Annotated in this window: 28 protein-coding genes; 16 read left to right on the top strand and 12 right to left on the bottom strand. The window is 60.0% G+C overall.

Annotation, left to right across the window (positions count from 1 at the left end; translation table 11 throughout):
* Positions 1-7: 7 nt before the first annotated feature.
* Complete coding sequence (locus ACA056_RS08525; protein WP_497271880.1) at positions 8-568, bottom strand: TetR/AcrR family transcriptional regulator; 561 nt, start codon at positions 566-568, stop codon at positions 8-10.
* A gap of 92 nt (positions 569-660) precedes the next feature.
* Between ACA056_RS08525 and ACA056_RS08520 the strand changes: the two genes are divergently transcribed.
* Both ACA056_RS08520 and ACA056_RS08515 read left to right on the top strand, forming a co-directional pair.
* Entirely contained in the window at positions 661-1,389 is a 729-nt protein-coding gene (locus tag ACA056_RS08520) for an SDR family oxidoreductase (protein WP_415757325.1), read from the top strand.
* 36 nt (positions 1,390-1,425) lie between these two features.
* A complete protein-coding gene (locus ACA056_RS08515) occupies positions 1,426-2,016 on the top strand; it encodes a 2-hydroxychromene-2-carboxylate isomerase (protein WP_497271877.1) in 591 nt (196 codons plus the stop codon).
* Here ACA056_RS08515 and ACA056_RS08510 read toward each other — a convergent pair.
* Positions 2,013-3,011 carry a zinc-dependent alcohol dehydrogenase family protein gene (locus ACA056_RS08510; RefSeq protein WP_497271875.1) on the bottom strand — a complete coding sequence of 333 codons (999 nt, stop codon included), beginning with the start codon at positions 3,009-3,011 and terminating at the stop codon, positions 2,013-2,015. The two genes, ACA056_RS08515 and ACA056_RS08510, sit on opposite strands and share 4 nt — an antisense overlap.
* 104 nt (positions 3,012-3,115) lie before the next feature.
* On the opposite strand from ACA056_RS08510, the gene ACA056_RS08505 reads away from it, so the two are divergent.
* Entirely contained in the window at positions 3,116-4,036 is a 921-nt protein-coding gene (locus ACA056_RS08505; protein WP_497271873.1) for a LysR family transcriptional regulator, read from the top strand.
* On the opposite strand, the gene ACA056_RS08500 is transcribed toward ACA056_RS08505, so the two are convergent.
* The 4 genes from ACA056_RS08500 to ACA056_RS08485 all read right to left on the bottom strand — a co-directional run bounded on the left by ACA056_RS08500 (position 4,029) and on the right by ACA056_RS08485 (position 8,250).
* Positions 4,029-5,837, bottom strand: coding sequence for an aminopeptidase P family protein (locus ACA056_RS08500; RefSeq protein WP_497271871.1), 1,809 nt, complete (start codon positions 5,835-5,837; stop codon positions 4,029-4,031). The two genes, ACA056_RS08505 and ACA056_RS08500, sit on opposite strands and share 8 nt — an antisense overlap.
* Positions 5,838-5,902: 65 nt before the next feature.
* Entirely contained in the window at positions 5,903-7,060 is a 1,158-nt protein-coding gene (locus tag ACA056_RS08495; RefSeq protein WP_497271869.1) for a cysteine desulfurase family protein, read from the bottom strand.
* 204 nt (positions 7,061-7,264) lie between these two features.
* Positions 7,265-7,879 (bottom strand): LysE family translocator, encoded by a 615-nt coding sequence (locus tag ACA056_RS08490; RefSeq protein WP_497271867.1) that lies wholly within the window; start codon positions 7,877-7,879, stop codon positions 7,265-7,267.
* 101 nt (positions 7,880-7,980) lie between these two features.
* Positions 7,981-8,250, bottom strand: coding sequence for a hypothetical protein (locus ACA056_RS08485; RefSeq protein ID WP_283181094.1), 270 nt, complete (start codon positions 8,248-8,250; stop codon positions 7,981-7,983).
* A 402-nt stretch (positions 8,251-8,652) separates the two neighbouring features.
* Between ACA056_RS08485 and msuE the strand changes: the two genes are divergently transcribed.
* The 4 genes from msuE to ACA056_RS08465 all read left to right on the top strand — a co-directional run bounded on the left by msuE (position 8,653) and on the right by ACA056_RS08465 (position 12,837).
* The gene (gene msuE / locus ACA056_RS08480; protein ID WP_046049228.1) at positions 8,653-9,216 is read left to right on the top strand and encodes an FMN reductase; all 564 of its coding nucleotides are present in this window, start codon (positions 8,653-8,655) and stop codon (positions 9,214-9,216) included.
* Between the two features lie 10 nt (positions 9,217-9,226).
* On the top strand, positions 9,227-10,372 hold the full coding sequence (ssuD, locus tag ACA056_RS08475; RefSeq protein WP_497271864.1) for an FMNH2-dependent alkanesulfonate monooxygenase: 1,146 nt from the start codon (positions 9,227-9,229) through the stop codon (positions 10,370-10,372).
* A 150-nt stretch (positions 10,373-10,522) separates the two neighbouring features.
* Positions 10,523-11,710 (top strand): acyl-CoA dehydrogenase family protein, encoded by a 1,188-nt coding sequence (locus ACA056_RS08470; RefSeq protein ID WP_497271862.1) that lies wholly within the window; start codon positions 10,523-10,525, stop codon positions 11,708-11,710.
* 23 nt (positions 11,711-11,733) lie between these two features.
* Positions 11,734-12,837, top strand: a complete 1,104-nt coding sequence (locus ACA056_RS08465; RefSeq protein WP_497271860.1) for a sigma-54 interaction domain-containing protein — start codon at positions 11,734-11,736, stop codon at positions 12,835-12,837.
* On the opposite strand, the gene ACA056_RS08460 is transcribed toward ACA056_RS08465, so the two are convergent.
* The gene (locus tag ACA056_RS08460) at positions 12,834-13,199 is read right to left on the bottom strand and encodes an antibiotic biosynthesis monooxygenase (RefSeq protein ID WP_497271858.1); all 366 of its coding nucleotides are present in this window, start codon (positions 13,197-13,199) and stop codon (positions 12,834-12,836) included. The two genes, ACA056_RS08465 and ACA056_RS08460, sit on opposite strands and share 4 nt — an antisense overlap.
* A gap of 94 nt (positions 13,200-13,293) precedes the next feature.
* Here ACA056_RS08460 and soxR point away from each other — a divergent pair, with 94 nt between their 5' ends.
* A complete protein-coding gene (gene soxR, locus ACA056_RS08455) occupies positions 13,294-13,761 on the top strand; it encodes a redox-sensitive transcriptional activator SoxR (protein WP_497271856.1) in 468 nt (155 codons plus the stop codon).
* A gap of 125 nt (positions 13,762-13,886) precedes the next feature.
* On the opposite strand, the gene ACA056_RS08450 is transcribed toward soxR, so the two are convergent.
* The 3 genes from ACA056_RS08450 to ACA056_RS08440 form a co-directional block, all read right to left on the bottom strand.
* A complete protein-coding gene (locus ACA056_RS08450) occupies positions 13,887-14,657 on the bottom strand; it encodes a MetQ/NlpA family ABC transporter substrate-binding protein (RefSeq protein ID WP_497271854.1) in 771 nt (256 codons plus the stop codon).
* 75 nt (positions 14,658-14,732) lie between these two features.
* The gene (locus ACA056_RS08445) at positions 14,733-15,398 is read right to left on the bottom strand and encodes a methionine ABC transporter permease (RefSeq protein ID WP_033059210.1); all 666 of its coding nucleotides are present in this window, start codon (positions 15,396-15,398) and stop codon (positions 14,733-14,735) included.
* A 2-nt stretch (positions 15,399-15,400) separates the two neighbouring features.
* Positions 15,401-16,615, bottom strand: coding sequence for an SfnB family sulfur acquisition oxidoreductase (locus tag ACA056_RS08440; protein ID WP_497271852.1), 1,215 nt, complete (start codon positions 16,613-16,615; stop codon positions 15,401-15,403).
* A gap of 268 nt (positions 16,616-16,883) precedes the next feature.
* Between ACA056_RS08440 and ACA056_RS08435 the strand changes: the two genes are divergently transcribed.
* The 3 genes from ACA056_RS08435 (at position 16,884) to ACA056_RS08425 (ending at position 19,406) form a co-directional block, all read left to right on the top strand.
* Complete coding sequence (locus tag ACA056_RS08435; protein ID WP_046054450.1) at positions 16,884-17,342, top strand: VOC family protein; 459 nt, start codon at positions 16,884-16,886, stop codon at positions 17,340-17,342.
* Positions 17,343-17,561: 219 nt separating this feature from the next.
* Positions 17,562-18,437 carry an alpha/beta fold hydrolase gene (locus ACA056_RS08430; RefSeq protein ID WP_497271850.1) on the top strand — a complete coding sequence of 292 codons (876 nt, stop codon included), beginning with the start codon at positions 17,562-17,564 and terminating at the stop codon, positions 18,435-18,437.
* A gap of 18 nt (positions 18,438-18,455) precedes the next feature.
* Positions 18,456-19,406, top strand: coding sequence for a LysR substrate-binding domain-containing protein (locus ACA056_RS08425; protein WP_497271848.1), 951 nt, complete (start codon positions 18,456-18,458; stop codon positions 19,404-19,406).
* A gap of 153 nt (positions 19,407-19,559) precedes the next feature.
* Here ACA056_RS08425 and leuD read toward each other — a convergent pair whose 3' ends face one another.
* Positions 19,560-20,174, bottom strand: a complete 615-nt coding sequence (leuD, locus tag ACA056_RS08420) for a 3-isopropylmalate dehydratase small subunit (protein WP_497271846.1) — start codon at positions 20,172-20,174, stop codon at positions 19,560-19,562.
* Positions 20,171-21,592 (bottom strand): 3-isopropylmalate dehydratase large subunit, encoded by a 1,422-nt coding sequence (gene leuC, locus ACA056_RS08415; protein ID WP_497271844.1) that lies wholly within the window; start codon positions 21,590-21,592, stop codon positions 20,171-20,173. Before leuC ends, leuD begins: the two co-directional genes overlap by 4 nt.
* A gap of 297 nt (positions 21,593-21,889) precedes the next feature.
* Between leuC and ACA056_RS08410 the strand changes: the two genes are divergently transcribed.
* Genes ACA056_RS08410 through ACA056_RS08390 form a run of 5 tightly spaced genes read left to right on the top strand, consistent with a single transcriptional unit; the run spans position 21,890 to position 25,485 of the window.
* On the top strand, positions 21,890-23,089 hold the full coding sequence (locus tag ACA056_RS08410; RefSeq protein WP_497271842.1) for a PepSY-associated TM helix domain-containing protein: 1,200 nt from the start codon (positions 21,890-21,892) through the stop codon (positions 23,087-23,089).
* Positions 23,086-23,628: a PA2404 family protein gene (locus tag ACA056_RS08405; RefSeq protein WP_497271840.1), complete on the top strand. Its 543-nt coding sequence runs from the start codon at positions 23,086-23,088 to the stop codon at positions 23,626-23,628. Before ACA056_RS08410 ends, ACA056_RS08405 begins: the two co-directional genes overlap by 4 nt.
* On the top strand, positions 23,625-23,954 hold the full coding sequence (locus ACA056_RS08400; RefSeq protein WP_429510747.1) for a hypothetical protein: 330 nt from the start codon (positions 23,625-23,627) through the stop codon (positions 23,952-23,954). Before ACA056_RS08405 ends, ACA056_RS08400 begins: the two co-directional genes overlap by 4 nt.
* A complete protein-coding gene (locus ACA056_RS08395; RefSeq protein WP_497271838.1) occupies positions 23,951-24,523 on the top strand; it encodes a DUF6162 family protein in 573 nt (190 codons plus the stop codon). Before ACA056_RS08400 ends, ACA056_RS08395 begins: the two co-directional genes overlap by 4 nt.
* A gap of 35 nt (positions 24,524-24,558) precedes the next feature.
* Positions 24,559-25,485 (top strand): metal ABC transporter substrate-binding protein, encoded by a 927-nt coding sequence (locus ACA056_RS08390; RefSeq protein ID WP_497271836.1) that lies wholly within the window; start codon positions 24,559-24,561, stop codon positions 25,483-25,485.
* The last annotated feature ends 76 nt before the right edge of the window (positions 25,486-25,561 follow it).

The following is a 25,561-nucleotide window of genomic DNA, read 5'->3' as shown; positions in this document are numbered from 1 at the left end:
TGCCTTGTCAGGTTCGTGGACCTGCGATCTGGCGGCCAATCTCATCGTAACTGGACTTCAGTACCGTGCGCTGGATGTCTGGTGTGGCCAGCATTCGTGCCACAACCAACGCACCGATACATTGCGACAGAATCGCCCAGGCCAGGCTGTCGCTTTCCAGAACCTGCGCCCAACTCTTCTGAAGCCGGCAAATCCAGTTCTCCGCCTGCTGGCGAATCAGCACGTCTGAACGTGCAATCTCAGCCCCCAATGCCGGCAAAGCACAACCGGATTCAGGGTGCTCGACATGAGCCATGCTCAGGTATTGTTTCAGGCAGCGATGGAGCCTCTCAGGATTCTGGTCCGCCCCTAAACGCTCCAGGCTTTGACACAGCTCACGCTCGACGATTGAAGCGAACAGCTCATCCTTCGACGAAAAGTGACTGTAGAACGCCCCGCCACTCAAACCGATCGCTTTCATCAACCCGTCGACACCAACTGTTGAAAAACCAGACTTCTTGGCCGACACCGCACTGCTTTCAAGTAGTTTCTCTTTGGTTTCCAGTTTGTGATTGGCCGAGTAACGCATTGCCTTGCCCTCAGGATTGATCGCCTTGACGCTTGCCGAATCGTAGCATAACGTTCGTTTAGTTAACGATCGTTTAGCAAAGGGATCTACCCATGAATAACAAGAAGGTCGTACTGGTTGTAGGTGCTGGGGATGCCACCGGCGGCGCCATTGCAAAACGCTTTGCGCAGGAAGGATTTGTGGCTTGTGTCACCCGCCGCAGCGCGGACAAACTCCAGCCGTTGGTGGACGCCATAAAGGCCGATGGCGGTGAAGCCCACGGGTTTGCCTGCGATGCGCGCAAGGAAGAGGACGTGATTGCGTTAGTCGAACAGATCGAAAGCCAGATCGGCCCAATCGAAGCGTTCGTTTTCAACATCGGCGCGAATGTGCCTTGCAGCATTCTCGAAGAAACCGCGCGCAAATATTTCAAGATATGGGAAATGGCCTGCTTCTCGGGTTTTCTCAACGCTCGTGAAGTGGCCAAGCGCATGGCCAAGCGTCAACGGGGTACGATCTTGTTCACCGGCGCTACCGCCGGTCTACGTGGGGCCTCAGGATTTGCGGCGTTCGCCGGCGCCAAGCACGGGATTCGTGCCCTGGCGCAAAGCATGGCGCGTGAACTGGGGCCGATGAACATTCACGTCGCCCATGTTGTAGTCGACGGTGCTATCGATACCGATTTTATCCGCGAGAGTTTCCCCGAAAAGTACGCGACCAAGGACCAGGACGGCATTCTCAATCCAGAGCACATTGCCGAGAACTATTGGTACCTGCACAGCCAGCCCCGTGACGCATGGACCTTCGAGCTGGACCTGCGCCCCTGGAACGAACGCTGGTAACCCCCCCCTAAAAATAATAAGCAGAGCACATTGACCATGAGCAAAACCGTGGACTTCTATTTCGACCTCGGCAGCCCCGCCACCTACCTGGCCTATACCCAACTACCGAAGATCTGCGAGCAGACCGACAGCCAGTTGATCTACATACCCGTCTTGCTGGGTGGCGTCTTCAAAGCCACAGGTAACGCCTCCCCCGCGACCATCCCCGCCAAGGGCCGCTACATGTTTCAAGACCTGGACCGCTACGCCAAGCGCTATGGCGTGCCACTGAAGTTCAATCCCCACTTTCCTATCAACACCCTGATGCTGATGCGCGCTGTCACCGGCATGCAGTTGCGCCATCCCGAACGCTTTCAGGCGTTCATCGATTGCCTGTTTCATGCTCTCTGGGTTGAAGGCCGCAGCCTCGATGACCTGGCGACCGTCACTTCAGTGTTGTCTCAGAACGGTTTCGATCCAAATGAGGTGCTGGCCCTGACCACCGACGAGGAAGTCAAAGCCACTCTCAAGGACAACACAGAGAAAGCAGTGCAACGGGGCGTATTCGGTGCCCCGAGCATGTTTGTCGATAATCAGCTGTTCTTCGGCCAGGATCGCCTGGACTTTATCCTTGAAGCCCTGAGTTAAATCTCGACAACCAACCGCCCCTGCGCCGCTCCCGAAACGAGCAGCTCATGGGCGGCCTCGGCGGTTTGCAGCGTAAACTGCCGAGGGTCGAGCAACGGTTTCAACTGACCCGCCTCGATCAACTGCGCAGCCTCCCGAAGTATCTCCCCATGGTGCTCACGCCCTTCGCCGGTCAGCAACGGCAACAAGGTAAACACTCCAGAATAAGTCGCCCCACGAAAAGAGAGCGGCGCAAGACTGTGCTGCCCCCATCCAAGACAACTCACCACATGCCCCTCGTAGACGCGAGCAGCCTTGAATGAAGCGTCCAGCGTCTCACCACCCACCGTGTCGTAGACAATGTCGAAGCCCTCCCCCGCCGTGTGCTCAGCCACATACTCCTCAACCGAAGATTTACGGTAATCAATAAACGTCGCACCGACCCCTTCAATGAATGCCTGCTGCCCGGCCGACCCGGTAGCAAACACGTCAGCACCGAAAGCCCGGGCAATTTGCAAAGCCACATGCCCGACACCACCCGCACCACCGTGAATCAGCACTTTCTGACCCGCCCGCACCCGCGCACGATCCACCAATCCTTCCCACGCCGTAATCAGTACCAACGGCAACCCTGCGGCCTCGCGCATGCTCAGATTGCCTGGCTTGCGCGCCAGCAGTCGTGCATCGACGGTGGCGTATTCAGCCAGTGAACCCTGCGCACCGCCAATGCCGGTGGCCATTGCATAGACCTCATCACCCGGCAGCCATCCACTGACACCTTCTCCCAATACCGCCACTGTTCCCGCGAGATCAATACCCAACACCGCCGGCAACGGCTGGCGCGCATGAGCAGCCTGACCCGACCGAATCTTTCCATCCAAAGGGTTCACCCCACTGGCCTTGATCCTGACCAACACCTGACCGGCTCCAGGCACGGGTCGTGCTATGGAAGCCAAGCGTAAAGGCCCGTTGGCCGAATCAACAATCAGAGCGCGCATTTCAAGTGAGTCAGTCATTTCGCAATTTCCCGTCAGAGGTGGCTGTGGGATTAATCTTCCTCCCCCTCACTCATGCCGATAAGACGCTATATAGCTATAGTGACCATGCCCATTTGGCATCAATGAGAAACCCCGTGGACAAACTCAATGCAATGGCGATCTTCGTCCGCGTTGTCGAACGTGGCAGCTTTTCTGCCGTCGCCCGGGAATTGCAGACCAGTCAGCCGACCATCAGCAAAGTGCTGCGAACACTGGAAACAGAGCTGGGTGGAAAGCTGATTTCCCGCAGCACCCGACAACTGTCCCTGACCGATGAAGGTCAGCGGTACTACAGCGAATGTCGACAAATTCTGGCGGCCGTAGACGCCGCAGAACACAGTTTTCACTCCGGCCGCGAAGCTGTTGCCGGAAACCTGAAAATCGGATCTTCCGTGAGTTTCGGGCGCTTGCAGATTGCTCCGCGACTGCCGGAATTCCTCAAAAAACATCCCCAGGTGCAAATTGATCTGCAACTAAGCGATCAAAACCAGGACCTGGTCAGTGAAGGACTGGACGTCACGTTCAGGATCGGCGAGTTGAACAACAGCGGGTTGATTGCCCGCCGCATCGGCGCCACCCACCGAGTGACCGTCGCAACGCCCGACTACCTTGCGCAACACGGCCACCCACAAACACCGCAAGAACTGAGCGAGCACAACTGTCTGCTGTTCAACCTGCTGAACAGTCAGAACCTATGGGTTTACGAGAGAGATGGCCAACGTCACGAAGTGCGAATCAAGGGAAACGCACAAAGCAACAACTCTGAAGCAATCCGCGAGATGGTACTGGGGGGATTGGGGATTTCGTTGTCGCCGGTTTGGCTGTTCGGCGAGGACTTGAAGGCGGGACGCGTGACCGCGATTCTGCTGGAATACAGCGCGCAGTCGCTGCCGATTCATGCCGTGTCCCCGGCGAATCGTCGCCAATCCGCCAGGGTCAAAGCCTTTGTCGACTACATGAGCCAGGCGCTCGAAGAAGCGCCTGAACTCAAACCAATCAAATAGCCGCAGTCCGGGTGTTCAACCACTCAAGGGCTGCGCCGTCGAGCAACGGGCTCAAGCGCTGGCGCACCTCGGCGTGGTAGCCGTTGAACCACTGTTTTTCGTCATCGGTCAGCAGCGACGGTTCCAGGCATCGAGTGTCGATCGGGCACAAGGTCAGGGTTTCGAACTTCAGGAACTCACCGAACTCGCTTTTGCCCGCCTCACGGTTCAACACCAGGTTCTCGATCCGCACACCCCAGCGGCCCGGACGGTAAGTGCCCGGTTCGATGGACGTGATCATGCCCGGCTGCATCGCGGTTTGCGGTGCCGCGGCGGCCTGATAGGCGATGACCTGCGGGCCTTCGTGCACGTTGAGGAAGTAGCCGACGCCATGACCGGTGCCGTGGCCGTAATCAACGCTTTCAGCCCAGATCGGCGCGCGGGCAATCGAATCGAGCAACGGCGAGAGAATGCCACGAGGGAATTGCGCACGGGACAACGCAATCACGCCTTTGAGCACCCGCGTGCAATCGCGCTTCTGCTCATCGGTCGGCGTACCGACCGGCACCATCCGCGTGATGTCAGTGGTGCCGCCCAAGTACTGGCCGCCGGAGTCGATCAACAACAAACCGTCGCCTTCGATCACCGCGTGTTCTTCTTCGGTGGCGTGGTAGTGCGGCATCGCGCCATTGGCGTTGAACGCGGCAATGGTGTTGAAGCTCAGCGATACATAACCCGGACGTCGGGTACGCGCGGCCGTCAGGTGTTCGTCAATAGTCAGTTCGGTGATGCGCTCACGACCCAACGCAGTGTCCAGCCAGGTGAAGAATTCGCACAGCGCCGCGCCGTCCTGCTCCATGGCCTGACGAATGTGCTCGGCATCGGCCAGGCTTTTCTGCGACTTGGCCAACGTCGTCGGGTTCAGGCCTTCGACCAGTTTCACGCCGCTATCCAGGTTATCCAGCAAGCCGGCGGTGACGCGCGCCGGATCGACGTGCAGGCTCGCCCCGCTCGGCACAGCGCGCAAGGCGGCGGCCACTTCGCTGTAATCGCGCAGGGTCACGCCGTCCTTTTCGAGGATCGCGCGCAGTTCGGCATCGACCTTGCTCAACGCAACGAACAAAGTTGCTTGCTGCTGGCTGATCAAGGCAAAGGAAACAAATACCGGGTTGAACGACACGTCACCGCCGCGCAAGTTGAACAGCCAGGCGATGTCATCGAGGGTGGCGATGAAGTGCCAGTCGGCACCGCGATCTTTCAAAACCTCACGCAGCTTGGCCAGTTTCTCGCCACGGCTGACCGTCGCCTGAGGCGGCATGTGTTGATAGATCGGTTCATTTGGCAGCGTCGGACGGTCGCTCCAGACTTCGCTCAACACATCGATGTCGGTGCGCAGACGTGCGCCGCGTTCTTCGAGCTTGCCACCCAACGTACGCGCCGAAGCCACGGCCATTACCGCACCATCTACCGCGACGACGCCGCCTTCAGGGGTTTGCTCGGCCAGCCAGTCCAGCGGGCCGGGCTGACCCGGTTGCAGCTTGACCAGTTCGATCCCGCTGCCCTTGAGTTCCTTGGTCGCTTGTTCCCAGTAACGGCTGTCGGCCCAGACGCCGGCAAAGTCCGGCGTAACGATCAGCGTGCCGACCGAGCCATGGAAGCCCGACAACCACTGCCGCCCTTGCCAGTAACCCGGCAGGTATTCCGAAAGATGCGGATCGGCCGACGGCACCAGCAGAGCGTGAATGCCCTCCCGGCTCATCAGTTCGCGGGTTTGCGCCAGGCGTTGGGGCACCGATTCATTAATCGAAGGCTGCGTACTCATCATGTCTCCTGCTAATCACTTCATCATTATTGTTGAGTGCCGATCAACGCCGACACTTTCAGACCTTATTGCCAAAATGCCGGAGCACTGGCGCAGGCCGCTTTAATCAGGTGTACCGCTTGGTCGATGTCTTGCTCGGTGGTGAACCGGCCGAGACTCAAGCGAATGGTGCGACTCGCCGAGCGAGCGTCATGCCCGAGGGCCAGCAGCACATGGGAGGGCGCGTTGCTGGCGGAGTTGCAGGCCGAGGTCGCGGAAAACGCGATCGAGGCGCTCAACGCCGCGGAATTGAACTCGCCTTCGTTGAAGGTCAGGCTCAAGGTATGAGGGATGCGCTGAGTCGGACTGCCATTGAGGCGAACCCCGGGAATACTCAGCAGCTGTTCAAGCAAGCGCTCGCGCAACCGGACGATCGTGGCTTTCTCTTCATCAAACGAAGAGGCCGCCAAGGCGAACGCCACACCCATGGCAGCGATCTGGTGAGTCGCCAGGGTGCCGGAACGCAAACCGCCCTCATGACCACCGCCGTGAATCTGCGCCTGCACACGCTGCTGCGCGCGCGGCCCGACGTACAGCGCGCCGATGCCTTTGGGACCGTAAATCTTGTGGGCGGAAAATGACATCAAATCCACCGGCAACCGGGACAGGTCGATCACCACTTTGCCTGCACCTTGAGCCGCGTCGACATGGAACAACGCATCGCGAGCACGCACTACTTCGCCGATGGCCGAGATGTCGTTGACGGTGCCCAGCTCGTTGTTGACCAGCATCAACGACACCAGAAAGGTGTCTTCGCGCATCGCTTCGCTGACCGCTTGCGGGGTAATCAGACCCTCGGCGTCAGGCACCAGATAAGTCACCGCAACACCGCCATCCTGTAACTGCTTCGCCGTGTCGAGAATCGCTTTGTGTTCGATCTGGCTGGTGATGATGTGGCCGCCAGAAACGCCGCGAGCCTGGGCCACGCCCTTGAGGGCAAGGTTGTTCGATTCGGTGGCGCCGGAGGTCCAGACGATCTGCTCCGCCTGGGCGCCGACCAGTTCGGCGACCTGCCGCCGCGCCTGCTCGACCGCTTGCCGGGCCTGTTGACCGAACGCATGGGAGCTGGACGCGGGATTGCCGAAGTTGCCGGTAAAACCCAGACACTCGACCATGACCTTGATGACTCGCTCATCCACCGGCGTGGTGGCGGCGTAGTCGAAATACAGTGGACGTTTATTCATAGAAGACTCGCAGAGCATGTTCCGGGATCAGGAGGCTCGTCACTGAAACGTCAAAGCGCAGCCTCGTGAGCTGCGCCGATCATTCAGAGCGTTAGAAATACCTGATCGGAGGCCGTTAAAGAAGGACAACTTCATTTAAAAGTGCGTAGGAACGCTCCTGAAGTCGAGCTTAACAGGCATCGGGCAACCGGTTGAAGCAATGCGTCAGCTAAAGCTTTCGAGCAACAACGGATACAGCGAAGCCACCAGCAGCAAGGCCATGCCCCAGTTGAACAGCCGCAACCAGCGGCGATCCTTCAGCACGTTGCGCAACAACGCGCCACAGCCCGCCCAGACACTGACGCTCGGCAAGTTGATCAAGGCGAACACGGCCGCAATCACGATCACGTTGGTGAAATAACCCTGCATTGGCGTGTAGGTGCTGATGGCACCGATGGCCATGATCCAGGCCTTGGGATTAACCCACTGAAACGCTGCGGCGCCCAAATAGCTGATCGGCTTACTCTCGCCTTTTTCACTCTCGGAAACCGGTCCCGAATGGGCGATTTTCCACGCCAGATACAACAAATACGCCGCGCCGACGTAACGCAAAACGCTATAGAGCAAAGGATAGGTTTGAAACACTGCGCCCAAGCCAAAACCTACCGCGACGACGAGTACAAAGAAGCCGCAGGTGATGCCAAGCATGTGGGGGATGGTGCGGTTAAAGCCGAAGTTCACGCCCGATGCCAGCAACATCGTGTTGTTGGGGCCGGGAGTAATCGAGGTGACAAGCGCAAACAGGGCAAAGCCCAGCAGCAAATCGAGCGAGAGCGTCATGGGTGGCAGTCCATTGGGGTCAGTCAGGTGTTGACCCTATCGCAGGTCTTCAGGGAAACCCATGGACAGTTGCGTGAAACTTCAAGCGGTACAGTTTTCGATCAGCTAGGACGACCGTGAAGCTGTACAGCACGTTCGGCGTTCATCTCGCCTTGTTTGTCGAAACTGAATGATTTTTGCGGTTGGCCGAGCAATTCGGCTTTCTTCGCGTGGTACTCGTCGAAGGACAAACCTCGACGATTCAGCTCCTCAAGCGCCAATTCCCTGGTTTCTTCCGCGGTGTAGGGCCGTAATTCCGGGGAAACATGGCTGGCACATCCGGCGAGCACGGAGACCGCAAGCAGCAAGAAAGTAGCGATTAGAGGTTTCATTGTGAGCGTCCTGACATCTGGGTTCGAGGCAATGAACACAGGCTACGCCGGGCATCCGATCAGCAGAAATCAACGCTCTCGATAGTGGCTATCGACTTTGACTAATGCCGCTCCGGCAGACCGCCTTATATCTCTAAATGATCTATAAATATTAATTTAAGGTCTTTTACGGAATAACACCGAGCCTTTATAAACAACCGTCATCGCTTCATGCACTGTTGCCCAAGCAACTGTTTGCCGAGCAACAGTCATTCAACAAACAGCTCTGCCATTCGAACAGCGTCTACCGGCCAACGCGCTGAAAGCCCCGTAAATAGGGGATCCGAGGGATTGGTACAGCTCTTGCTCACTGTCAGTGACTACTCACTGCTCCCTGAGCAACTGTTTAAAAAGGAACTGATCATGTCGCGTCCATTGAAAGTCGTTGCCCTCTCCGGCGGTACCTGGCGTCCGTCCCGCACGTTGGTGCTGACCCAAGCGCTGTTGGCGCAACTGGCCGAGCAATTGCCGATTGAAAGCAAGCTGATCGAACTGGGCGATATCGCCCGACCGTTGGGTGCCGCGCTGTCCCGTCAGGAGTTGAGCGCCGAGATCGAAGCCGAGCTGCAAGCGATCGAGAATGCCGACCTGCTGATCGTCGCCGCGCCGGTTTATCGCGGTTCCTACCCTGGACTGCTCAAGCATCTGTTCGACCTGATCGACCTCAATGCATTGATCGACACGCCGGTATTGCTGGCCGCCACCGGTGGCAGCGAACGCCATGCACTGGTGCTGGATCACCAGTTGCGCCCGCTGTTCAGTTTTTTCCAGGCCCTGACCTTGCCGATTGGCGTTTATGCCACCGAAGCCGATTTCTCCAATTATCAAATAACCAGTGAGCCCTTGAAGGCCCGCATACGCCTTGCTGCAGAACGCGCCGCGCCGTTGTTTGGCGTGCACCCCAAAAATCTGCTGAAAATCGCTTAAGGATTTCTTCATGGATGTTTTCTGGTTTCTGCCGACTCACGGCGACGGCCATTACCTGGGCACCACTCAGGGCGCTCGCCCGGTGACACTCAACTACCTGAAACAAGTGGCTCAGGCAGCCGACAGCCTCGGCTACCACGGTGTACTGATTCCTACCGGGCGCTCCTGCGAAGATTCGTGGGTGATTGCTTCGGCGCTGGTGCCGCTGACCGAACGCCTGCGTTATCTGGTAGCGATCCGGCCGGGGATCATCTCGCCGACGGTCTCGGCGCGCATGGCTGCGACACTGGATCGACTGTCCAATGGCCGCTTGCTGATCAACGTGGTCACGGGCGGTGACCCGGATGAAAACCGTGGCGACGGCATCTTCCTCGATCACAGCGAACGCTACGAAGTGACCGACGAATTCCTGAAAATCTGGCGCCGGGTGCTGCAAGGCGAATCGGTGGATTTCGAAGGCAAACACCTGCAAGTGCAGAACGCCAAGGCGCTGTATCCGCCGGTGCAAAAACCCTATCCGCCGCTGTACTTCGGCGGCTCTTCCGAAGCCGCCCATGAACTGGCCGCCGAGCAGGTTGATGTCTATCTGACCTGGGGCGAACCACCGGCCGCGGTGGCGGAAAAACTGGCCGATGTGCGTGAGCGTGCAGCGCGAAACGGTCGCACAGTGAAGTTCGGGATTCGCCTGCATGTGATCGTTCGCGAGACCGCTGAAGAGGCCTGGAAAGCCGCGGATAAACTCATCGAACACATCAGCGACGAGACCATCGCGGCCGCGCAGAAGTCGTTCTCGCGTTTTGATTCAGAAGGTCAGCGGCGCATGGCGGCGTTGCATGACGGGCGTCGTGACAACCTGGAAATCGCCCCCAACCTGTGGGCCGGCGTCGGTCTGGTGCGCGGCGGTGCCGGGACGGCGTTGGTGGGCGATCCGCAGCAAGTGGCGGCGCGAATCAAGGAGTACGCGGACCTGGGAATCGAGAGTTTTATCTTCTCCGGCTATCCGCACCTCGAAGAAGCTTATCGCTTTGCCGAGCTGGTGTTCCCGCTGTTGCCTGAGCCGTACGCCAGCCTGGCCGGGCGCGGCGTCACTAATCTCACCGGGCCGTTTGGCGAAATGATCGCCAATGATGTGCTGCCCACCAAAGCCACGGCCTGACATGCAATCCCTGTGGGAGCGAGCCGGCTCCGGGCGGCGTTCCGACGAAGGCGTCCGTACAGTCGACATTTATTTTGACTGTTATGGCGCCATCGCGAGCAAGCTCGCTCCCACAGGGGATCGGTGTCGATTTCAAGAAGGAACCCCCGCGTGACTGCCAAACCGCAAAGCGCCCTGATATCCCCCTTGCAGACCGCCCGCCGATTGGCCGCCGAGTTTGCCCTGACCGCTGTCGAGCGCGATGAACGTGGCGGTACGCCCAAAGCCGAACGTGATGCCTTGCGCCACAGCGGTCTGCTCGCCTTGAGCATTCCCACCCAGTACGGAGGCCTCGGCGCCAGCTGGAGTGACACCCTGACCATCGTGCGCGAGTTCGCCAAGGTCGACAGTTCAATTGCCCACGTCTTCGGCTTCCATCACCTGATGCTCGCCACCGTGCGCCTGTTCGCCCGACCCGAGCAGTGGCAGCCATGGTTCGAACAGACCGCGCGCAAGAACTGGTTCTGGGGCAATGCCCTCAACCCGCTGGACACCCGCACCGTGGTGAAAAACCTCGGCGGCTGGCGTGAGTTTTCCGGCAAGAAAAGTTTCTGCTCGGGTGCCAGCGATTCGGAAATGCTGATCGCCTCGGCCGTCGACGAAAGCGCTGGCGGCAAGCTGTTGATCGCCGCGATTCCCAGCGGTCGCAGCGGCATCACCCTGCACAACGACTGGAACAACATGGGCCAGCGCCAGACCGACAGCGGCAGCGCGACATTCGAACGGGTACGGGTCGAAGAGTCGGAGTTGCTGCTCGACCCGGGTCCGCTGAGTACGCCATTCGCCTGCCTCCGGCCGTTGATTGCCCAGCTGACATTCACCCACATGTTTCTCGGCATCGCCGAAGGTGCCTTCGAAGAGGCGCGGCAATACACCCTCACCGAAACCCGTCCGTGGCACAAATCCAGTGCTCAGGATGTACGTCAGGACCCTTATGTACTCGGCCACTACGGCGAATTCTGGGTCGCCCTTGAAAGTGTTCGACTGCTGGTGGAGCGCGCTGCCGGACTGCTCGACAAGGCCTGGGCCAAAGGCCCGAACCTCAGCGCCGAAGAACGTGGACACCTGGCTAACGCCATCGCCACGGCCAAGGTCGCTGCCACCCGCAACGGTCTGGAACTCTGTAGCCGGTTGTTCGAAGTGACCGGCGCCCGCTCAACTCATGCCTCACTGCGACTGGACCGCCATTGGCGCAACCTGCGCACGCAAACCCTGCACGACCCGGTGGATTACAAACTCCATGAATTGGGTGACTGGGCGCTCAACCAGTCCCTGCCGATTCCGACTTTCTATTCATAGCCTTCTATTCATGGAGCCTACCCATGCAACTGCTGACCTTACCGCCCTCGCCCGCTCTGGCCACCTCGATCCGCGCCACGGCGCAGGTGTTCGAAGACCCCAAATCCCAGGCCTTGCTCGCCCACATTCAACAAGTCGCACCGAGTGAAGCCAGCGTGCTGATCATCGGCGAAACCGGCACCGGCAAGGAACTGGTGGCGCGGCATATCCACAACCTCAGCGCCCGCCGTAACCGACCATTCGTGGCGGTGAACTGCGGCGCGTTCTCCGAATCCCTGGTGGAGGCCGAGTTGTTCGGCCATGAAAAAGGCGCCTTTACCGGTGCGCTGAGCGCCAAGGCCGGATGGTTCGAGGAGGCCGATGGCGGCACGTTGTTCCTCGATGAAATCGGCGATTTGCCGATGGCGATTCAGGTCAAGTTGTTGCGGGTGTTGCAGGAGCGCGAAGTGGTGCGACTGGGTTCGCGCAAGAGCATTCCTATCAATGTGCGCGTGCTGGCGGCGACCAACGTGCAATTGGAGAAAGCCATCAACGCCGGGCATTTCCGTGAGGATTTGTACTACCGCCTCGACGTGGTCAGCCTGGAATTGAGCCCGCTGCGCGACCGCCCCGGCGACATCCTGCCGCTAACCCGACACTTCGTCGAAGCCTACAGCCAGCGCCTCGGCTACGGCACCATCACCATCAGCAAAGAGGCCGAATTGAAACTGCGTGGCTACAGCTGGCCGGGCAACATTCGCGAACTGGAAAACGTCATTCACCACACCCTGCTGATCTGCCGTAACGGCGTGATCGAACGCGACGACCTGCGCCTGTCGAACATGCGCATCGAGCGTCAGGACGATTACCACAGCAATGTCGACGACTCACCGGAAGCCCTGCTCGATCGGGCCTTTCAAAAGCTCTTCGAAGAACAGGCCGGAGCACTGCACGAGAAAGTCGAAGACTCCTTGTTGCGAGCGGCTTATCGCTTCAGCCATTACAACCAGGTGCACACCGCTGCCCTGCTGGGCTTGAGCCGCAACGTCACGCGCACGCGGCTGATCAAGATTGGCGAACTGGCGGTAAACAAGCGCCGGCCCACGGAAAACGTTCAGGGTGAGCGCTTGATGCAGTTGTCGATCTAACCCACCAGGTTGCAGTGCAGTGCGTTGTCGTGGCTGCGTTCCAGGCTGTGCAGCACCTGGAACGAGCCGAAGGTCACGGTTTTCGCCTGATGGGCGCAGATCAGCTGCCAGAAATCCTGCTCGCCGCTTTCAAAGCTTTGAAACGCGGCCTCTCCCGCCTCGCGTGTTTGCCATTGCAGGTAGTTGAGCACTCGCCGGCCATCGGCGCTGGCCTGGATGCTGGCGCTCATAAAACCTGTGAAGTCCTGAGCCAGGCGTTCGGTCTGCTTCGACAGCGCCGACACCAATGCAGGCTGTTGATGAGGTTCGATCTCGAATTCGATCAATTGGGTGAAGCTGCGATTTTTCTCTGAAGGTTGCATGAATAGTCCCCACTCACCTGTAAGCCGGATCTTGCGATCCGAAGGCCTGCAGGGTAAAACCTCGAGTTAACTAGAGGTCAAGGGGCATTTTTAAATGATCACCTCGGAAAATCTGCACAAGGAACTCACCGTCGGCCAATTGGCTGCGCGCAGCGGCGTCGCGGTCACGGCACTGCACTTTTACGAATCCAAGGGTTTGATCAAAAGTAATCGCAACCAGGGCAACCAGCGGCGTTATCCACGGGAAGTGTTGCGACGGGTGGCGTTGATCAAAGTGGCCCAGCGATTGGGTATTCCGTTGGCGGAGATTGGCGAGGCGCTCAAGTCCCTGCCGGATAACCGCGCCCCGACGGCAGCGGACTGGAAGGTGTTGTCGGCGCAGTGGAGTCGGGATCTGGATGAGCGGATCAATCAACTGACCTTGCTGCGGGACAAGCTCAATGGCTGCATTGGCTGTGGGTGTCTGTCGATGGAGGCGTGTCCGTTGCGTAACTTTGGCGATGTGCTGGGGGAGCGAGGGCCCGGGGCGCAGTTGCTGGAATCCGGGACAGATCCGAAATAGCGGTGCGGCCATCGCGGGCAAGCCACGCTCCCACGGGTTTTGTGTAGTTCACAATTTTTGCACATGACACAAGATCCTGTGGGAGCGTGGCTTGCCCGCGATGGCGCCCTCAAGGCCAACGAAGCTTAGAACCCCGGCGCAATCTGTCCCTTGTAGCGGGTCAAAATGAACTGCCGAACCTCATCGGAATTCAGCGCCTTGGCCAGTTTCTGCAAGCCTGGATCATTGATGTTGTCCGGCCGCGCAACCAGAAACTCGATGTACAGACTCTTGCCCTTCTCGACGATCAGCGCGCTGTTGGTGTCGATCCCCGCTTCCAGTGCGTAGTTGGCAAAGACAAACGCCAGGTCCACCTGGCTCACCGAACGGGCCAGCAGTGCTCCCTCCAGTTCACGGATTTTCAGGTGCTTGGGGTTTTCGATGATGTCCCGTTGAGTCGCCAGGGTGTTGCTCGGGTCCTTGAGCTTGATCAGGCCGGCTTCGTGCAGCAGCACCAGTGCGCGACCGGTGTTTACCGGATCGTTGGGTATTGACACCGTGGCGCCATCCTTCAGTTCGGCGATGTTTTTGATCCTGGTCGAGTAAGCGCCAAACGGTTCGATGTGCACGCCGACCACCGGCACCAGATCGGTATGGCGGGTTTTGTTGAAGTCATCAAGAAATGGCCGGTACTGGTAATAGTTGGCGTCGAGGTTCTTCAACGCCAGTTGCTGGTTGGGCTGGATGAAGTCGGTGAAGACCTTGATGTCCAGGTCCACGCCTTCCTTGGCCAGGGTCGGTTTGACGAATTCGAGGATTTCCGCGTGCGGCACGGGGGTGGCGCCGACGATGAGTTTTTCGTTGGCGTGAGCGTTGAACGACAGGACGGCAGCCAGAATGGCCAGGGTCTTTTTCATGGTGTGCTCCTAGGCAGATTGAGTGGCCGTCGTGGGGTGGACGTTGGGCCGATTTTTAATGATTGAATCGAGTTTTTATCGTCGGCTGTAGCGCGCCACCAGTCGGTCGCCGGTCATTTGCAGGGCCTGGACCAAGATCAGCAAAAGCACCACGGTGACCACCATCACGTCGGTCTGAAAACGCTGATAGCCGTAGCGGATCGCCAGGTCGCCAAGACCGCCGCCACCGATCACTCCGGCCATCGCCGTGTAATCCACCAGCACAATGGCGGTCACCGTGACCGCCGCCAGCAACCCTCCCCGCGCTTCGGGCAACAAGGTGTGGCGGATGATCTGCCACGTGTTGGCGCCCATGGCCTGAGTCGCTTCCACAACCCCGCGATCGACTTCGCGCAAGGCGGTTTCCACCAGGCGCGCGAAGAACGGCGTACACCCCACCACCAGCGGCGGGATCGTCCCCGGCACGCCAAGTGAAGTGCCTACCAGCAACGTGGTCAGGGGAATCAGCACGATCAGCAAAATGATGAACGGCAGCGAACGCAACATGTTCACGATCACCGACAACACCCGATAAACACCGACCGCTTCATGCAATTGGCGTTTGCCGGTGAGGAACAGCACCACGCCCAGCGGCAGCCCCAGCAGCACGGTAAAACCGAGGGCGGCACCGAGCATGCTCAGGGTGTCGAGACAGGCCTGGGCAATGTCGGCCCAATAGATGTTTTTCAACCACTCGGCCATGGTCACGACCAATCGTGACGTGGTGGTTTGACGCCATTGAGCAGCCAGTTGCCGACCACGTGATACTTCCAGCGCACCGGGTCGTGCAGGGTATGGACCCGGGCGTTGCGCCAGTGGCGGTCGAAGTTATGTTTCCTCAGGGTCGAGCGGGTGCCGCCGAGTTCGAAGAGCTTGTTGCTGGCTTCGATGGCGATTTCGGTGGTCAGCACCTTGGCTTTGGCGACTGCCAAGGAGGCTAGCGCGACGTTGTCTTCGTCAGGTGCCGATCGTGCAGCATCCAGTGCCCAACCGGCGCGTTCCAGCAAGGCTTCGGCCGCGTCCAGACGAATCTCCAGGCCGCCGACTTGAATGATGGTCAGCGGATCTTCGGTGGCCTTTTCCACTCCGGCGTCGATCCACGGTCGAGCGAATTGCTGAACAAAGGTGATGGTGTCGCGCAGGGCCGCACGGGCGATGCCGGCATCGATGGCGGCGGTGGTCAACTGCGCGAACGGTCCCGCCAGGGTGGGTGTTTCATAAGAGCGATACGTCGGGAACAGATTGAACGCCGAGACGTGCAGGTCCTCAGCCAGCACCGTGCCGCTGGAGGTGGTGCGCTGACCGATGCTGTCCCAATCGTCGATGATCACCAGCCCTGTGGTGCCGCGCTCGACGAAGGCCAACTGGCCCTTCTGCTCTTCATCCAGCGCCAGCACCGCCAGCCAGTGGGCGTAGAGCGAACCGGTGCAATAGCCCTTGCGACCGTTGATCACATGGCCGTCGCCGTAACGGCGAATGGTCGCCTGAATGTCCTGCACGTTCTTGCCGCCGGTTTCCGACAAGGCATTGGCAAAGCGGTGACCTTGCAGCGCCAGACCGAAGAAGTGCGTTTGCTGTTCAGGCGTGCCTTGCAAGCGAATGTCTTCCAGCAGGCAATAGTGGTTTTGCGGGATTTGCCCCAGGGACGGATCGGCCGCCGAGATGATCGCGATGACCTGCGCCAGCACCGCATAGGACACCTGCGCGCCGCCGAACTCCTTCGGCACGCTGATGCCCCACAAACCGCTGTTGGAATACAGATCGACGATCTCCGCGGGCACTTGGCGGGTGCGGTCGCGTTCGGCGTCTTGTTCCAGCAGGATCGCGGCGATCTGTTCGGCGACCCGCAAGGCTTCGGCTTCGTTGGCGATCCGATGGGCGGCCGGTGGGTGGATCGGATAAACGGCAGATTCAGGCATACAAGGCTCTCGGCACCAATGTTTACCAGAGGGCATTGCAGCTTCTGTGCCTGACCGTCCGAGCCAATGATTTCGGGGAGTTCTCGGCCGCTCAGAGGTTTTTTTCATGAGCAACCCGAGCAATCTGCTGCTTCGCTGTTGATGGCTGAACAGCGGTGCTGCTGCTCGTCGGACACTCGGTTGCAGAAAAGAGGCCGACCTATAGTTATCCGGCCGGATAACGGCACAGGATCTTTCTCGACTGACAACAAAAACAGGGAGAACAGCCATGAGCGTCAAACCCATTCCAGAGGGTTATCACAGCATCACCCCGTATCTGGGCATTCAAAAAGCGGCCGAAGCCATCGAGTTCTACAAGAAAGCCTTTGGCGCCACCGAAGTCATGCGCCTGTCCATGCCCGATGGCGGCATCGGCCACGCCGAACTGCGTATCGGCGATTGCCCGATCATGCTTGGCACGCCGTGCGATCAGGGGCCATTGAGCAATCCGGACAAATCGCCGTCCGTGGGGCTGCATCTGTATGTGAACGATGTGGACAAGTCTTATAAACAGGCGATTGCGGCTGGCGGCACGGTGGTGTCCGAGGTCAAGGATCAGTTTTATGGCGACCGCTCGGGGACCTTGAAGGATCCCTATGGGCATCTGTGGTTTCTGGCCACGCGCAAGGAAGATCTGACTCAGGAGCAGATCGAGCAGCGGGCGAAGGAGATGTTCAAACAGGGTTGAGTTTTGCAGTGAATGTTAAGGCCTCATCGCGAGCAGGCCCGCTCCCACAATGGATTTGTGTACACGGTTCAATGTGGGAGCGAGCCTGCTCGCGATGGGGCCATCAGCAACACCACACATCCCTCGAACACACTTCATGAACAAGCGCACCACGCTTTGCGCCTTGCCGTAAGGACTCAACGATCTCAGGATGCTGGCAACTATTACAAGGAGTCACCCATGTTCGCCGGATTCCTGAAAGACCAGCGCCACGTCAACGGAGTGGACATTACCTACCGCATCGGCGGCAGCGGGCCGGGCCTGTTGTTGCTGCACGGTCACCCGCAGACCCACGTCATCTGGCACAAGATCGCCGAACAACTGGCCGGGCACTTCACCGTGATCGCCGCCGACCTGCGCGGTTACGGCGACAGCGGCAAACCGCCGGCCAACGATCACCACACCAATTATTCCAAACGCGAAATGGCCAAGGATGGCGTCGAGCTGATGAAGTCCCTGGGCTTCGAACAGTTCTCGGTGCTGGCCCACGACCGAGGCGCCCGCGTTGCCCATCGCCTGGCCCTCGATCATCCCGCTGCCGTGCAACGCATGGTGCTGCTCGATATCGCGCCCACCCTGTCGATGTATGCGCAAACCAATGAAGCCTTTGCCCGCGCCTACTGGCACTGGTTCTTCCTGATCCGCCCGGCACCGTTGCCGGAAACATTGATTGAAGCTGATCCAGAGTCTTATCTGCGCAGCGTGATGGGCAGTCGCAGCGCCGGGCTCAAACCGTTCACGCCTGAAGCATTCGCTGAGTACCTGCGCTGCCTGAAACTGTCGGGTACCGCACGTGGCATCTGCGAGGACTACCGCGCCAGCGCCAGCACGGATCTGGAGCATGACCGCGCCGATATCGCCGCCGGCCGGCATTTGAACCTGCCATTGCTGGTTCTATGGGGCGCAGAAGGTACGGTCGGGCGCTGCTTCGAACCGCTCAAGGAATGGCAACACGTCGCCACTGACGTGCGTGGCAAAGCGTTGCCCGCCGGCCATTACATCGCCGAAGAAGCCCCCGAGTTGCTGCTCGCTGAAGTGCTGGGCTTCCTGCGCTGATCGCTGCGCCCCGCTGCTATGCTGGCGGCTCATGCCGCCAGTGTTCGTTTTGTCATGACCACCAAGAAAGACACCGTGCCCCTACCCGAAGACCTGCGTGTACTCCTCACCGTGATCCGCAAGAGCGGTTTCGCCGCGGCTGCCGATGAGCTGGGCCTGTCGCCCGCCTACGTCAGCAAGCGCATCCAGATTCTCGAAACCACCCTCGGCACTCGCCTGCTGCACCGCACCAGTCGCCGCATCGCCCTGACCGAAGACGGCGAGCGGGTACAGCGCTGGGCCTTGCGCATTCTCGATGACTTCCAGCGACTGCACGACGAACTCTCCGACGCCCACGACAGCCCTCGGGGGCGTCTGCATTTGTGCAGCAGTTTCGGTTTCGGACGCAACCATGTGGCGCCGGCCCTGTCGTTGTTGGCTGAACGCTATCCGGACCTGGAGATTCGCCTGGACCTGTTTGACCGGGTGGTGGATATCGTCAGCGAGGGCTTCGATCTGGAGATCCGTGTCGGTGACGATATTTCCGGCCAGCACATCGGCCGACGACTGGTGACCAATCGGCGGGTGCTCTGCGCGTCGCCGGCCTATCTGCAACGCCGGGGTACGCCTGAATCGTTGAGCGATCTGGAGCAGCACGACTGTCTGGTGCTCAAGGAGCGCGACAACGCCTTCGGGGTGTGGAACCTGGAACGCGATGGCATTCAGGACAACGTGCGGGTCAGCGGGCCGTTGTCGTCCAACAGCGGGGAGATTGTTTTGCAGTGGGCGCTGGATGGGCGCGGGGTGCTGTTGCGTTCACTGTGGGACGTGAAGCCGTTGCTGGAACAGGGACGATTGGTGCAGTTGCTGCCCGAGTACACCCAGAGCGCGAACGTCTGGGCGGTATACCCAACGCGGCTGGCGTATTCCGGGAAGTTGCGGGCGTGCGTGGAGTTTTTGCAGGAGCATTTCAAGGGGTTGTCGGTTTAGCCCGGATCAACGAAAGCTGCTACTGGAATCTGTGTCTGATGAAGATCAAATGTGGGAGCGGGCTTGCTCGCGAAAGCGGTGTGTCGTCAACGTTGATGTCGACTGACAGGACGCCTTCGCGAGCAGGCTCGCTCCCACATTTTGGTTCTGCGTTTAGCTTAGCCAGGGGTTGGCCGCCAGATGATTGCGCTCGAAGGCTTTGATTTGGTCGCTGCGCTGCAAGGTGCTGCCGATGGCGTCGAGGCCCAGCAACAGCGCGGTCTTGCGTAAGGTATCGATCTCGAACGGGATGACTTGACCCTCCTGCAAACAAATCTCCTGCGTTTCGAGATCAACGCTGATTTGCGCACTGTCAGGCTGACTGACCACCTGCCCAAGCCGCTGTAACACCGGCTCGTCGAGGGTAATCAGCAGCACGCCATTACGCTGGCAATTGTCATAGAAAATCCCGGCAAAACTGCTGCCGATCAGCGCCCGAATCCCCATCTGCTTCAACCCCCAGACCGCATGCTCACGGCTCGATCCGCAACCAAAATTCGGCCCGACCACCAAGAAGCTCGCGCCTTGCCACGCCGGTTGGTTCAGCACGAACTCGGGGTTCAGCGAACCGTCCGGCAAAAACCGCACATCAAAAAACAAGCCCCGATCCAGCCCCGCGCGGTCGATGCCCTTGAGAAACTGCTTGGGCATGATCACGTCGGTGTCGATATTGGCCGCCAGCATCGGCGCGGCCTTGCCGCTGACCTGGGTGAAGGGTTGCAGGCTCATGCGCGGTCTCCAAAGTAACGGATGTCGGTCAAGCGGCCGGTGATCGCCGCAGCAGCGACCATCGCCGGGCTCATCAGATGCGTGCGCGCGCCGGCGCCCTGACGACCTTCGAAATTGCGGTTGGTGCTGGAAGCGCAGCGGTCACCCGGCGCCAGCACGTCGTCGTTCATCGCCAGGCACATCGAACAGCCGGACTGCCGCCACTCGAATCCGGCCGCGATAAAGATCGCCGCCAGGCCTTCGGCTTCGGCCTGGTCACGGACTTCGGTGGAGCCCGGCACGATCATCGCCCGTACATGCCCGGCCACGTGTTTGCCGCTCACCACGCTGGCGGCGTCGCGCAGGTCTTCGATACGGGCGTTGGTGCAAGAACCGATGAAGGCGTGGCTGATGACGATGTCGCTGAGCGGCATCCCGGCTTCCAGGCCCATGTAATTCAGAGCGCGACGCATGTCCTGACGCAGGATCAAGTCGCTGACGTCTTGCGGGTCGGGCACGCGGGCGCCGATCGGCGAGGTCTGATCCGGGCTGGTGCCCCAGGTGACCATGGGTTCAAGGGCGCTGGCGTCCACATGAACTTCACGGTCGAATTGCGCGTGCGCATCGCTGTGCAAGGCGCGCCACTTTTCCACGGCTTGCTCCCACAACGAGCCTTTCGGCGCGCGGGGTTTGTCCTTGAGATAGGCAAACACCTTCTCGTCCGGCGCCATGAACGCACCTCGCGCCCCGGCTTCGACCGCCATGTTGCAGATAGTCATGCGCGCTTCGACACTCAGCGCATCGATGGTCGAGCCACGAAACTCGATGGCGTACCCGGTGGCGCCCGACGCGCCGATGTGGCCGATCAGCGCCATGATCACGTCCTTGGACGTCAGCCCTGGCGCCAAACCCCCCTCCACCGTCACGCGCATGCTTTTCAGGCGTTTGTAAACCAGCGTCTGGGACGCCAGCAGGTGTTCGATTTCAGAGGTACCGATGCCGAAACCGAATGCACCGAGCGCGCCGTACGTGGTGGTGTGGCTGTCGCCAGCAGCGATCACCATGCCCGGCAGGATGAAACCCTGCTCCGGGGCGATGACGTGTTCGATGCCCTGGCGTTTGTTGAGGATGTCGAGCAGCTCAATGCCAAAGTCCCGGCAGTTTTCCGCCAGATACGACACCTGCCGCGCGCCGCCGGGATCCGGCATGGCGGCGATCCGCACCGGTGCCGTGGGGTTGACGTGATCGACCACCGCCAGAGCGGTTTCCGCGCGCCAGACTCCGCGCCCGGCCTCGCGCAAACCGCTGAATGCCTGGGGGCTGGTGTATTCGTTGATGACCTGGCGATCGATGTACAACAGGACGTGGCCCTGGTCATCAAGGCGACACACCGTGTGGGCGTCGATGTGTTTGTCGTAGAGGGTTCTTGCTGGAGTCATGGAAGTACTCGCTCAGGCTCGCGGGTGACAGGCGTCTGGGCTCCATCTTAGGCAGTCGCCCCTCCCCATCAATGGCCGGACAGTGATCCCGTGAACCATGCTTCGTGTTGGATCAACCGTTGCGCGCCTGAACACGAAACATTTTCTTTCATATCCCCCTTCGGGATTTTCGATGCTCATCCGTCTTATTTAGATGCAGTCGGCCCGCGTAGGCAAAAGCCACGGCCGGCCTTTCATGGACCTCATCGCTGGGAAGCCCTTAGCGGAGGCCCTCTCATCGAAACAAGACCTTTAATCATGTCGAAGAAATCCCGTTCAAAACTCTGGTTTCTGGTCCATAGCTGGCTGGCATTGCCGATCTGGTTTTTCGTACTGATCGTGTGCGTGACCGGCACCCTGGCGGTGGTCAGCCAGGAAATCGTCTGGCTGGCCAACCCGCAAATGCGCGCCAGCCAACCTTCGAACGATGCGCCGCTGCTCAGCTATGACCAGATCATTGCCGCCATCAAGACGGCTGAGCCCAACACTCTGGTTGAGGCCATCAGCCGACCCGATGAATCGCACTTCGCCCTCGACGTGGAGGTCAGCTACCCCGACGGTCGCTCCGTGACGGTCTACGTCAACCCCTACAGCGGCGTCATTCAGGGCACTGCCCCACAATTCAACTTCAAGGCGTTTACCCGCGCCCTGCATGGCTGGTGGCTGGTGCCGTTCACCAACGGTTACAGCTGGGGCTGGTACCTGGTGTCATTCCTGAGCTTGCCGTTGCTGGCGTCGTTGGTCACCGGGCTGGTGGTCTACAAACGCTTCTGGAAAGGATTCTTTCGACCGACATTGCGCATTCGTCACGGCGCGCGGATTTTCTGGGGCGACTTTCACCGCCTCAGCGGCATTTGGTCGATCTGGTTCATCGCGGTGATTTCCATCACCAGCACCTGGTTCCTGATTCAGGCGTTCATGTTCGATAACCAGATTTCGATTTCCACCGCGCCGGTGGCGGCCGTGGTTCCGCGTGAAAGTGTCCCGCTGACTGCCGATGGTTCGCCGGCGCCGATGATCAGCCTGGAGACGGCGATCCGCGAAGCCAAGGAACGTATTCCCGGCCTGGACGACAGCTTTGTCAGCCTGCCCGCCAATGCCTATAGCTACCTCTCGGTGGGCGGGCGCAGTTGGTATCCGCTGATGTTCCAGACCGCCGACATCAACCCGTATACCGGCGACATCGCGGCCACCCGCCTGTTGTCGGACCGCTCCGGCCTGGAACTGGTGACCGAATCCATGCGTCCGCTGCACACCGGCGATTTCGGCGGCATCTGGATCAAGCTGATCTGGTTCTTCTTCGGCCTGATCCTGAGCATGATGGTCCTCAGCGGCCTGTTGATCTGGACCAAACGCACCGCCCTCGCCACGGCCAACGCCCTCAAGCGCAGCCATAAACGCCCACGCAGTCAGACGGCTCCGGCCGCGAGCCATGAAGCCACGGAGGTCAGCCAATGAGTCTGTTCATCGCTGATAAACCGGCTTCGAAACTGAGCCGTTTCTGGCACAAATGGCGCTTCCACATCAACGTTCTGCTGTTGCTGGTGCCGCTGGGTTTTATGCCCAAGTACTTCGCCGACGCCGCGCTGTTTCGCGGTGACACCGGCCTGGGTGAGCGGGAAATCGGTGAGGTTCAGGTGGGCCCCTGGAGCCTGCGTCTGGCCGAGTTGCGCAACGACGCCCCGACCCTCGATGGTCCGGCCGGCTACATGAAGAGCTTCAACGCGGCGCTGTGCGACAGCTGCCGCGATCAGGTCAAGGCGACGTACCTGCGCATTGGCAAACCGCGCAGCCTGCGTGCTGCCGGGGTGATTTTCTTCGGCACTCCGTACCGCATGGGCGCGATGTTGCCGATCCCCGAGAAGACCAAAGCCGACGCCGAGCTGTGGATCACCATGGAAGGCTGGGACGGCGCCATGCATCAGGCCTCCGTCCCGCTGAGCCAGGCATCCCCGGCCACCCTCGCCTGGCTGAACCAACAAGGAGGCAAACCATGATCAACGTTATACGTCCTCTAAGCGCCGCGCTGCTGGTGCTCTGCGCCGGTTTCAGCGCCAGCGCCCTGGCCCACAACCCGATGTGCGAATGCAAAGCCATCGACGCCGAGCAGATCAAATGCACCGGCGGTTTCTCCGACGGCAGCGGCGCGCCGGGGGTGACCCTGGACGTGATCGGCTACGACGAAACCATCCTGGTGCCGGGCAAGCTCGGCGCCGATTCGACCCTGACCTTCAAGAAGCCCGGCGCCGAGTTCTACGTGCTGTTCGACGCAGGTCCCGGCCACGTCGTCGAGATTGACCAAGCGGACATCGAAGCCCCATGAGTACGCCGACTACGCAAATCGTCCGCCCGGCCGGTGCCGGCCATGAAACCCTCTATGTGCTGTTGTTGTGCCTGATGATCCTCGCGGTTGCCGGCTCGGTGGTCGCCTGGCGCGGTGAATCTCAGGAAGTCAGCAGCGTGGGCAGCCATCAACTGGATGCCCGCCGTGACTTGAGCGCGTCCGAGCAAGGCATCTACGCCGACCTGCGGGTGACGCTCGACGAAATTCATCTGCTGCGTCAGGAGCAACAGGCGCTACCCGCCCCCGCAGCCCTCGCCGATGAAGGTTTTGCGCCGTTCGCCCAGGACGCCAGTTCCGTCAGTCGCGGCGCTCATGCCTGGCAATTGCTCGACACCAAGGCTTACTTCGGCCAGAGCCAGACGCCCACCGTGGCGGGTTCGTTTCTGATGCGCTTGACCGCTGACGACGATGCTCCGGACGTCTGGCTCAACCGCGGCAACGCCCTCGCTACCCCGACCGACCTCACCGACGCTGCGCTGGAAAGCGCCGGCTGGCAGCAGATCGTCGCGCAATTCGATGCCGGCGTGACCCGCCAGCACCGGCACTGAACCCTCGCCTTCACCCGAGAGAAGACCGCTTTCCCATGCCTATTTCATCTCAACGTTCTTTCTTGCGCCTGATGTTGGTCGGTTTACTGGCTTGTCTGCTGGCCCCGCTGGCCAGTGCTGACGAGGCCAAGCGCCTGCGCATCGGCATCACCCTGCACCCTTATTACAGCTACGTGGCGAACATCGTCGGTGACAAGGCCGAGGTGGTGCCGCTGATTCCGGCCGGTTTCAACCCGCATGCCTACGAGCCGCGCGCCGAAGACATCAAGCGCATCAGCGGTCTTGACGTGGTCGTGCTCAACGGAGTCGGCCATGACGACTTTGCCGACCGCATGATCGCCGCCAGCGAAACGCCGAACGTCCCGGTGATCGAAGCCAACGAAAACGTACCGTTGCTGGCCGCCACCGGCGTCGCCGCTCGCGGCGCTGGCAAGGTCGTAAACCCGCACACCTTCCTGTCGATCAGTGCCTCGATTGCCCAGGTCAACAACATCGCCCGGGAACTGGGCAAGCTCGACCCGGCCAACGCCAAGACCTACACCCAGAACGCCCGCGCCTACGGCAAACGCCTGCGGCAGATGCGCGCCGACGCCCTGGCGAAACTGACCCAGGCGCCGAACGCCGAACTGCGAGTGGCCACGGTTCACGCGGCTTACGACTATTTGCTGCGCGAATTCGGCCTGGAAGTGACCGCTGTGGTCGAACCAGCGCACGGCATCGAACCGAGCCCGAGTCAGCTGAAAAAGACCATCGATCAACTGCGCGAACTGGACGTGAAAGTGATCTTCTCGGAGATGGATTTCCCGTCCACCTACGTCGAGACCATCCAGCGTGAATCCGGGGTGAAGCTGTACCCGCTGTCGCACATTTCCTATGGCGAATACACCGCCGACAAGTATGAAAAAGAAATGACCGGCAACCTCAACACCGTGGTCCGGGCGATTCAGGAGTCCGGCCAATGACTGCCAAAGAAACCATCAGCGCACAAAACCCCGGTCCGATCGACTCCGAATCCCCTGTGGGAGCGAGCCTGCTCGC

This window comes from Pseudomonas sp. LBUM1666, from assembly GCF_059695775.1.
The sequence above is the reverse complement of the archived record's forward strand: the minus strand, read 5'-3'. Positions and strand labels throughout refer to the sequence as shown.

Bases quoted from the DNA above. Each gene is read 5' to 3' on its own strand.
- leuD (WP_497271846.1), bottom strand. From the start codon at position 20,174: ATGAGCCTGCAACCCTTCACCCAGGTCAGCGGCAAGGCCGCGCCGATG.
- ACA056_RS08525 (WP_497271880.1), bottom strand. From the start codon at position 568: ATGCGTTACTCGGCCAATCACAAACTGGAAACCAAAGAGAAACTACTT.
- ACA056_RS08435 (WP_046054450.1), top strand. From the start codon at position 16,884: ATGAGCGTCAAACCCATTCCAGAGGGTTATCACAGCATCACCCCGTAT.
- ACA056_RS08465 (WP_497271860.1), top strand. From the start codon at position 11,734: ATGCAACTGCTGACCTTACCGCCCTCGCCCGCTCTGGCCACCTCGATC.
- ACA056_RS08390 (WP_497271836.1), top strand. From the start codon at position 24,559: ATGCCTATTTCATCTCAACGTTCTTTCTTGCGCCTGATGTTGGTCGGT.
- ACA056_RS08400 (WP_429510747.1), top strand. From the start codon at position 23,625: ATGATCAACGTTATACGTCCTCTAAGCGCCGCGCTGCTGGTGCTCTGC.
- soxR (WP_497271856.1), top strand. From the start codon at position 13,294: ATGATCACCTCGGAAAATCTGCACAAGGAACTCACCGTCGGCCAATTG.
- ACA056_RS08485 (WP_283181094.1), bottom strand. From the start codon at position 8,250: ATGAAACCTCTAATCGCTACTTTCTTGCTGCTTGCGGTCTCCGTGCTC.
- ACA056_RS08505 (WP_497271873.1), top strand. From the start codon at position 3,116: ATGAGAAACCCCGTGGACAAACTCAATGCAATGGCGATCTTCGTCCGC.
- ACA056_RS08410 (WP_497271842.1), top strand. From the start codon at position 21,890: ATGTCGAAGAAATCCCGTTCAAAACTCTGGTTTCTGGTCCATAGCTGG.
- ACA056_RS08430 (WP_497271850.1), top strand. From the start codon at position 17,562: ATGTTCGCCGGATTCCTGAAAGACCAGCGCCACGTCAACGGAGTGGAC.
- ACA056_RS08395 (WP_497271838.1), top strand. From the start codon at position 23,951: ATGAGTACGCCGACTACGCAAATCGTCCGCCCGGCCGGTGCCGGCCAT.
- msuE (WP_046049228.1), top strand. From the start codon at position 8,653: ATGTCGCGTCCATTGAAAGTCGTTGCCCTCTCCGGCGGTACCTGGCGT.
- ssuD (WP_497271864.1), top strand. From the start codon at position 9,227: ATGGATGTTTTCTGGTTTCTGCCGACTCACGGCGACGGCCATTACCTG.
- ACA056_RS08445 (WP_033059210.1), bottom strand. From the start codon at position 15,398: ATGGCCGAGTGGTTGAAAAACATCTATTGGGCCGACATTGCCCAGGCC.
- ACA056_RS08450 (WP_497271854.1), bottom strand. From the start codon at position 14,657: ATGAAAAAGACCCTGGCCATTCTGGCTGCCGTCCTGTCGTTCAACGCT.
- leuC (WP_497271844.1), bottom strand. From the start codon at position 21,592: ATGACTCCAGCAAGAACCCTCTACGACAAACACATCGACGCCCACACG.
- ACA056_RS08440 (WP_497271852.1), bottom strand. From the start codon at position 16,615: ATGCCTGAATCTGCCGTTTATCCGATCCACCCACCGGCCGCCCATCGG.
- ACA056_RS08495 (WP_497271869.1), bottom strand. From the start codon at position 7,060: ATGAATAAACGTCCACTGTATTTCGACTACGCCGCCACCACGCCGGTG.
- ACA056_RS08520 (WP_415757325.1), top strand. From the start codon at position 661: ATGAATAACAAGAAGGTCGTACTGGTTGTAGGTGCTGGGGATGCCACC.
- ACA056_RS08460 (WP_497271858.1), bottom strand. From the start codon at position 13,199: ATGCAACCTTCAGAGAAAAATCGCAGCTTCACCCAATTGATCGAATTC.
- ACA056_RS08515 (WP_497271877.1), top strand. From the start codon at position 1,426: ATGAGCAAAACCGTGGACTTCTATTTCGACCTCGGCAGCCCCGCCACC.
- ACA056_RS08405 (WP_497271840.1), top strand. From the start codon at position 23,086: ATGAGTCTGTTCATCGCTGATAAACCGGCTTCGAAACTGAGCCGTTTC.
- ACA056_RS08500 (WP_497271871.1), bottom strand. From the start codon at position 5,837: ATGAGTACGCAGCCTTCGATTAATGAATCGGTGCCCCAACGCCTGGCG.
- ACA056_RS08490 (WP_497271867.1), bottom strand. From the start codon at position 7,879: ATGACGCTCTCGCTCGATTTGCTGCTGGGCTTTGCCCTGTTTGCGCTT.
- ACA056_RS08510 (WP_497271875.1), bottom strand. From the start codon at position 3,011: ATGACTGACTCACTTGAAATGCGCGCTCTGATTGTTGATTCGGCCAAC.
- ACA056_RS08425 (WP_497271848.1), top strand. From the start codon at position 18,456: ATGCTGGCGGCTCATGCCGCCAGTGTTCGTTTTGTCATGACCACCAAG.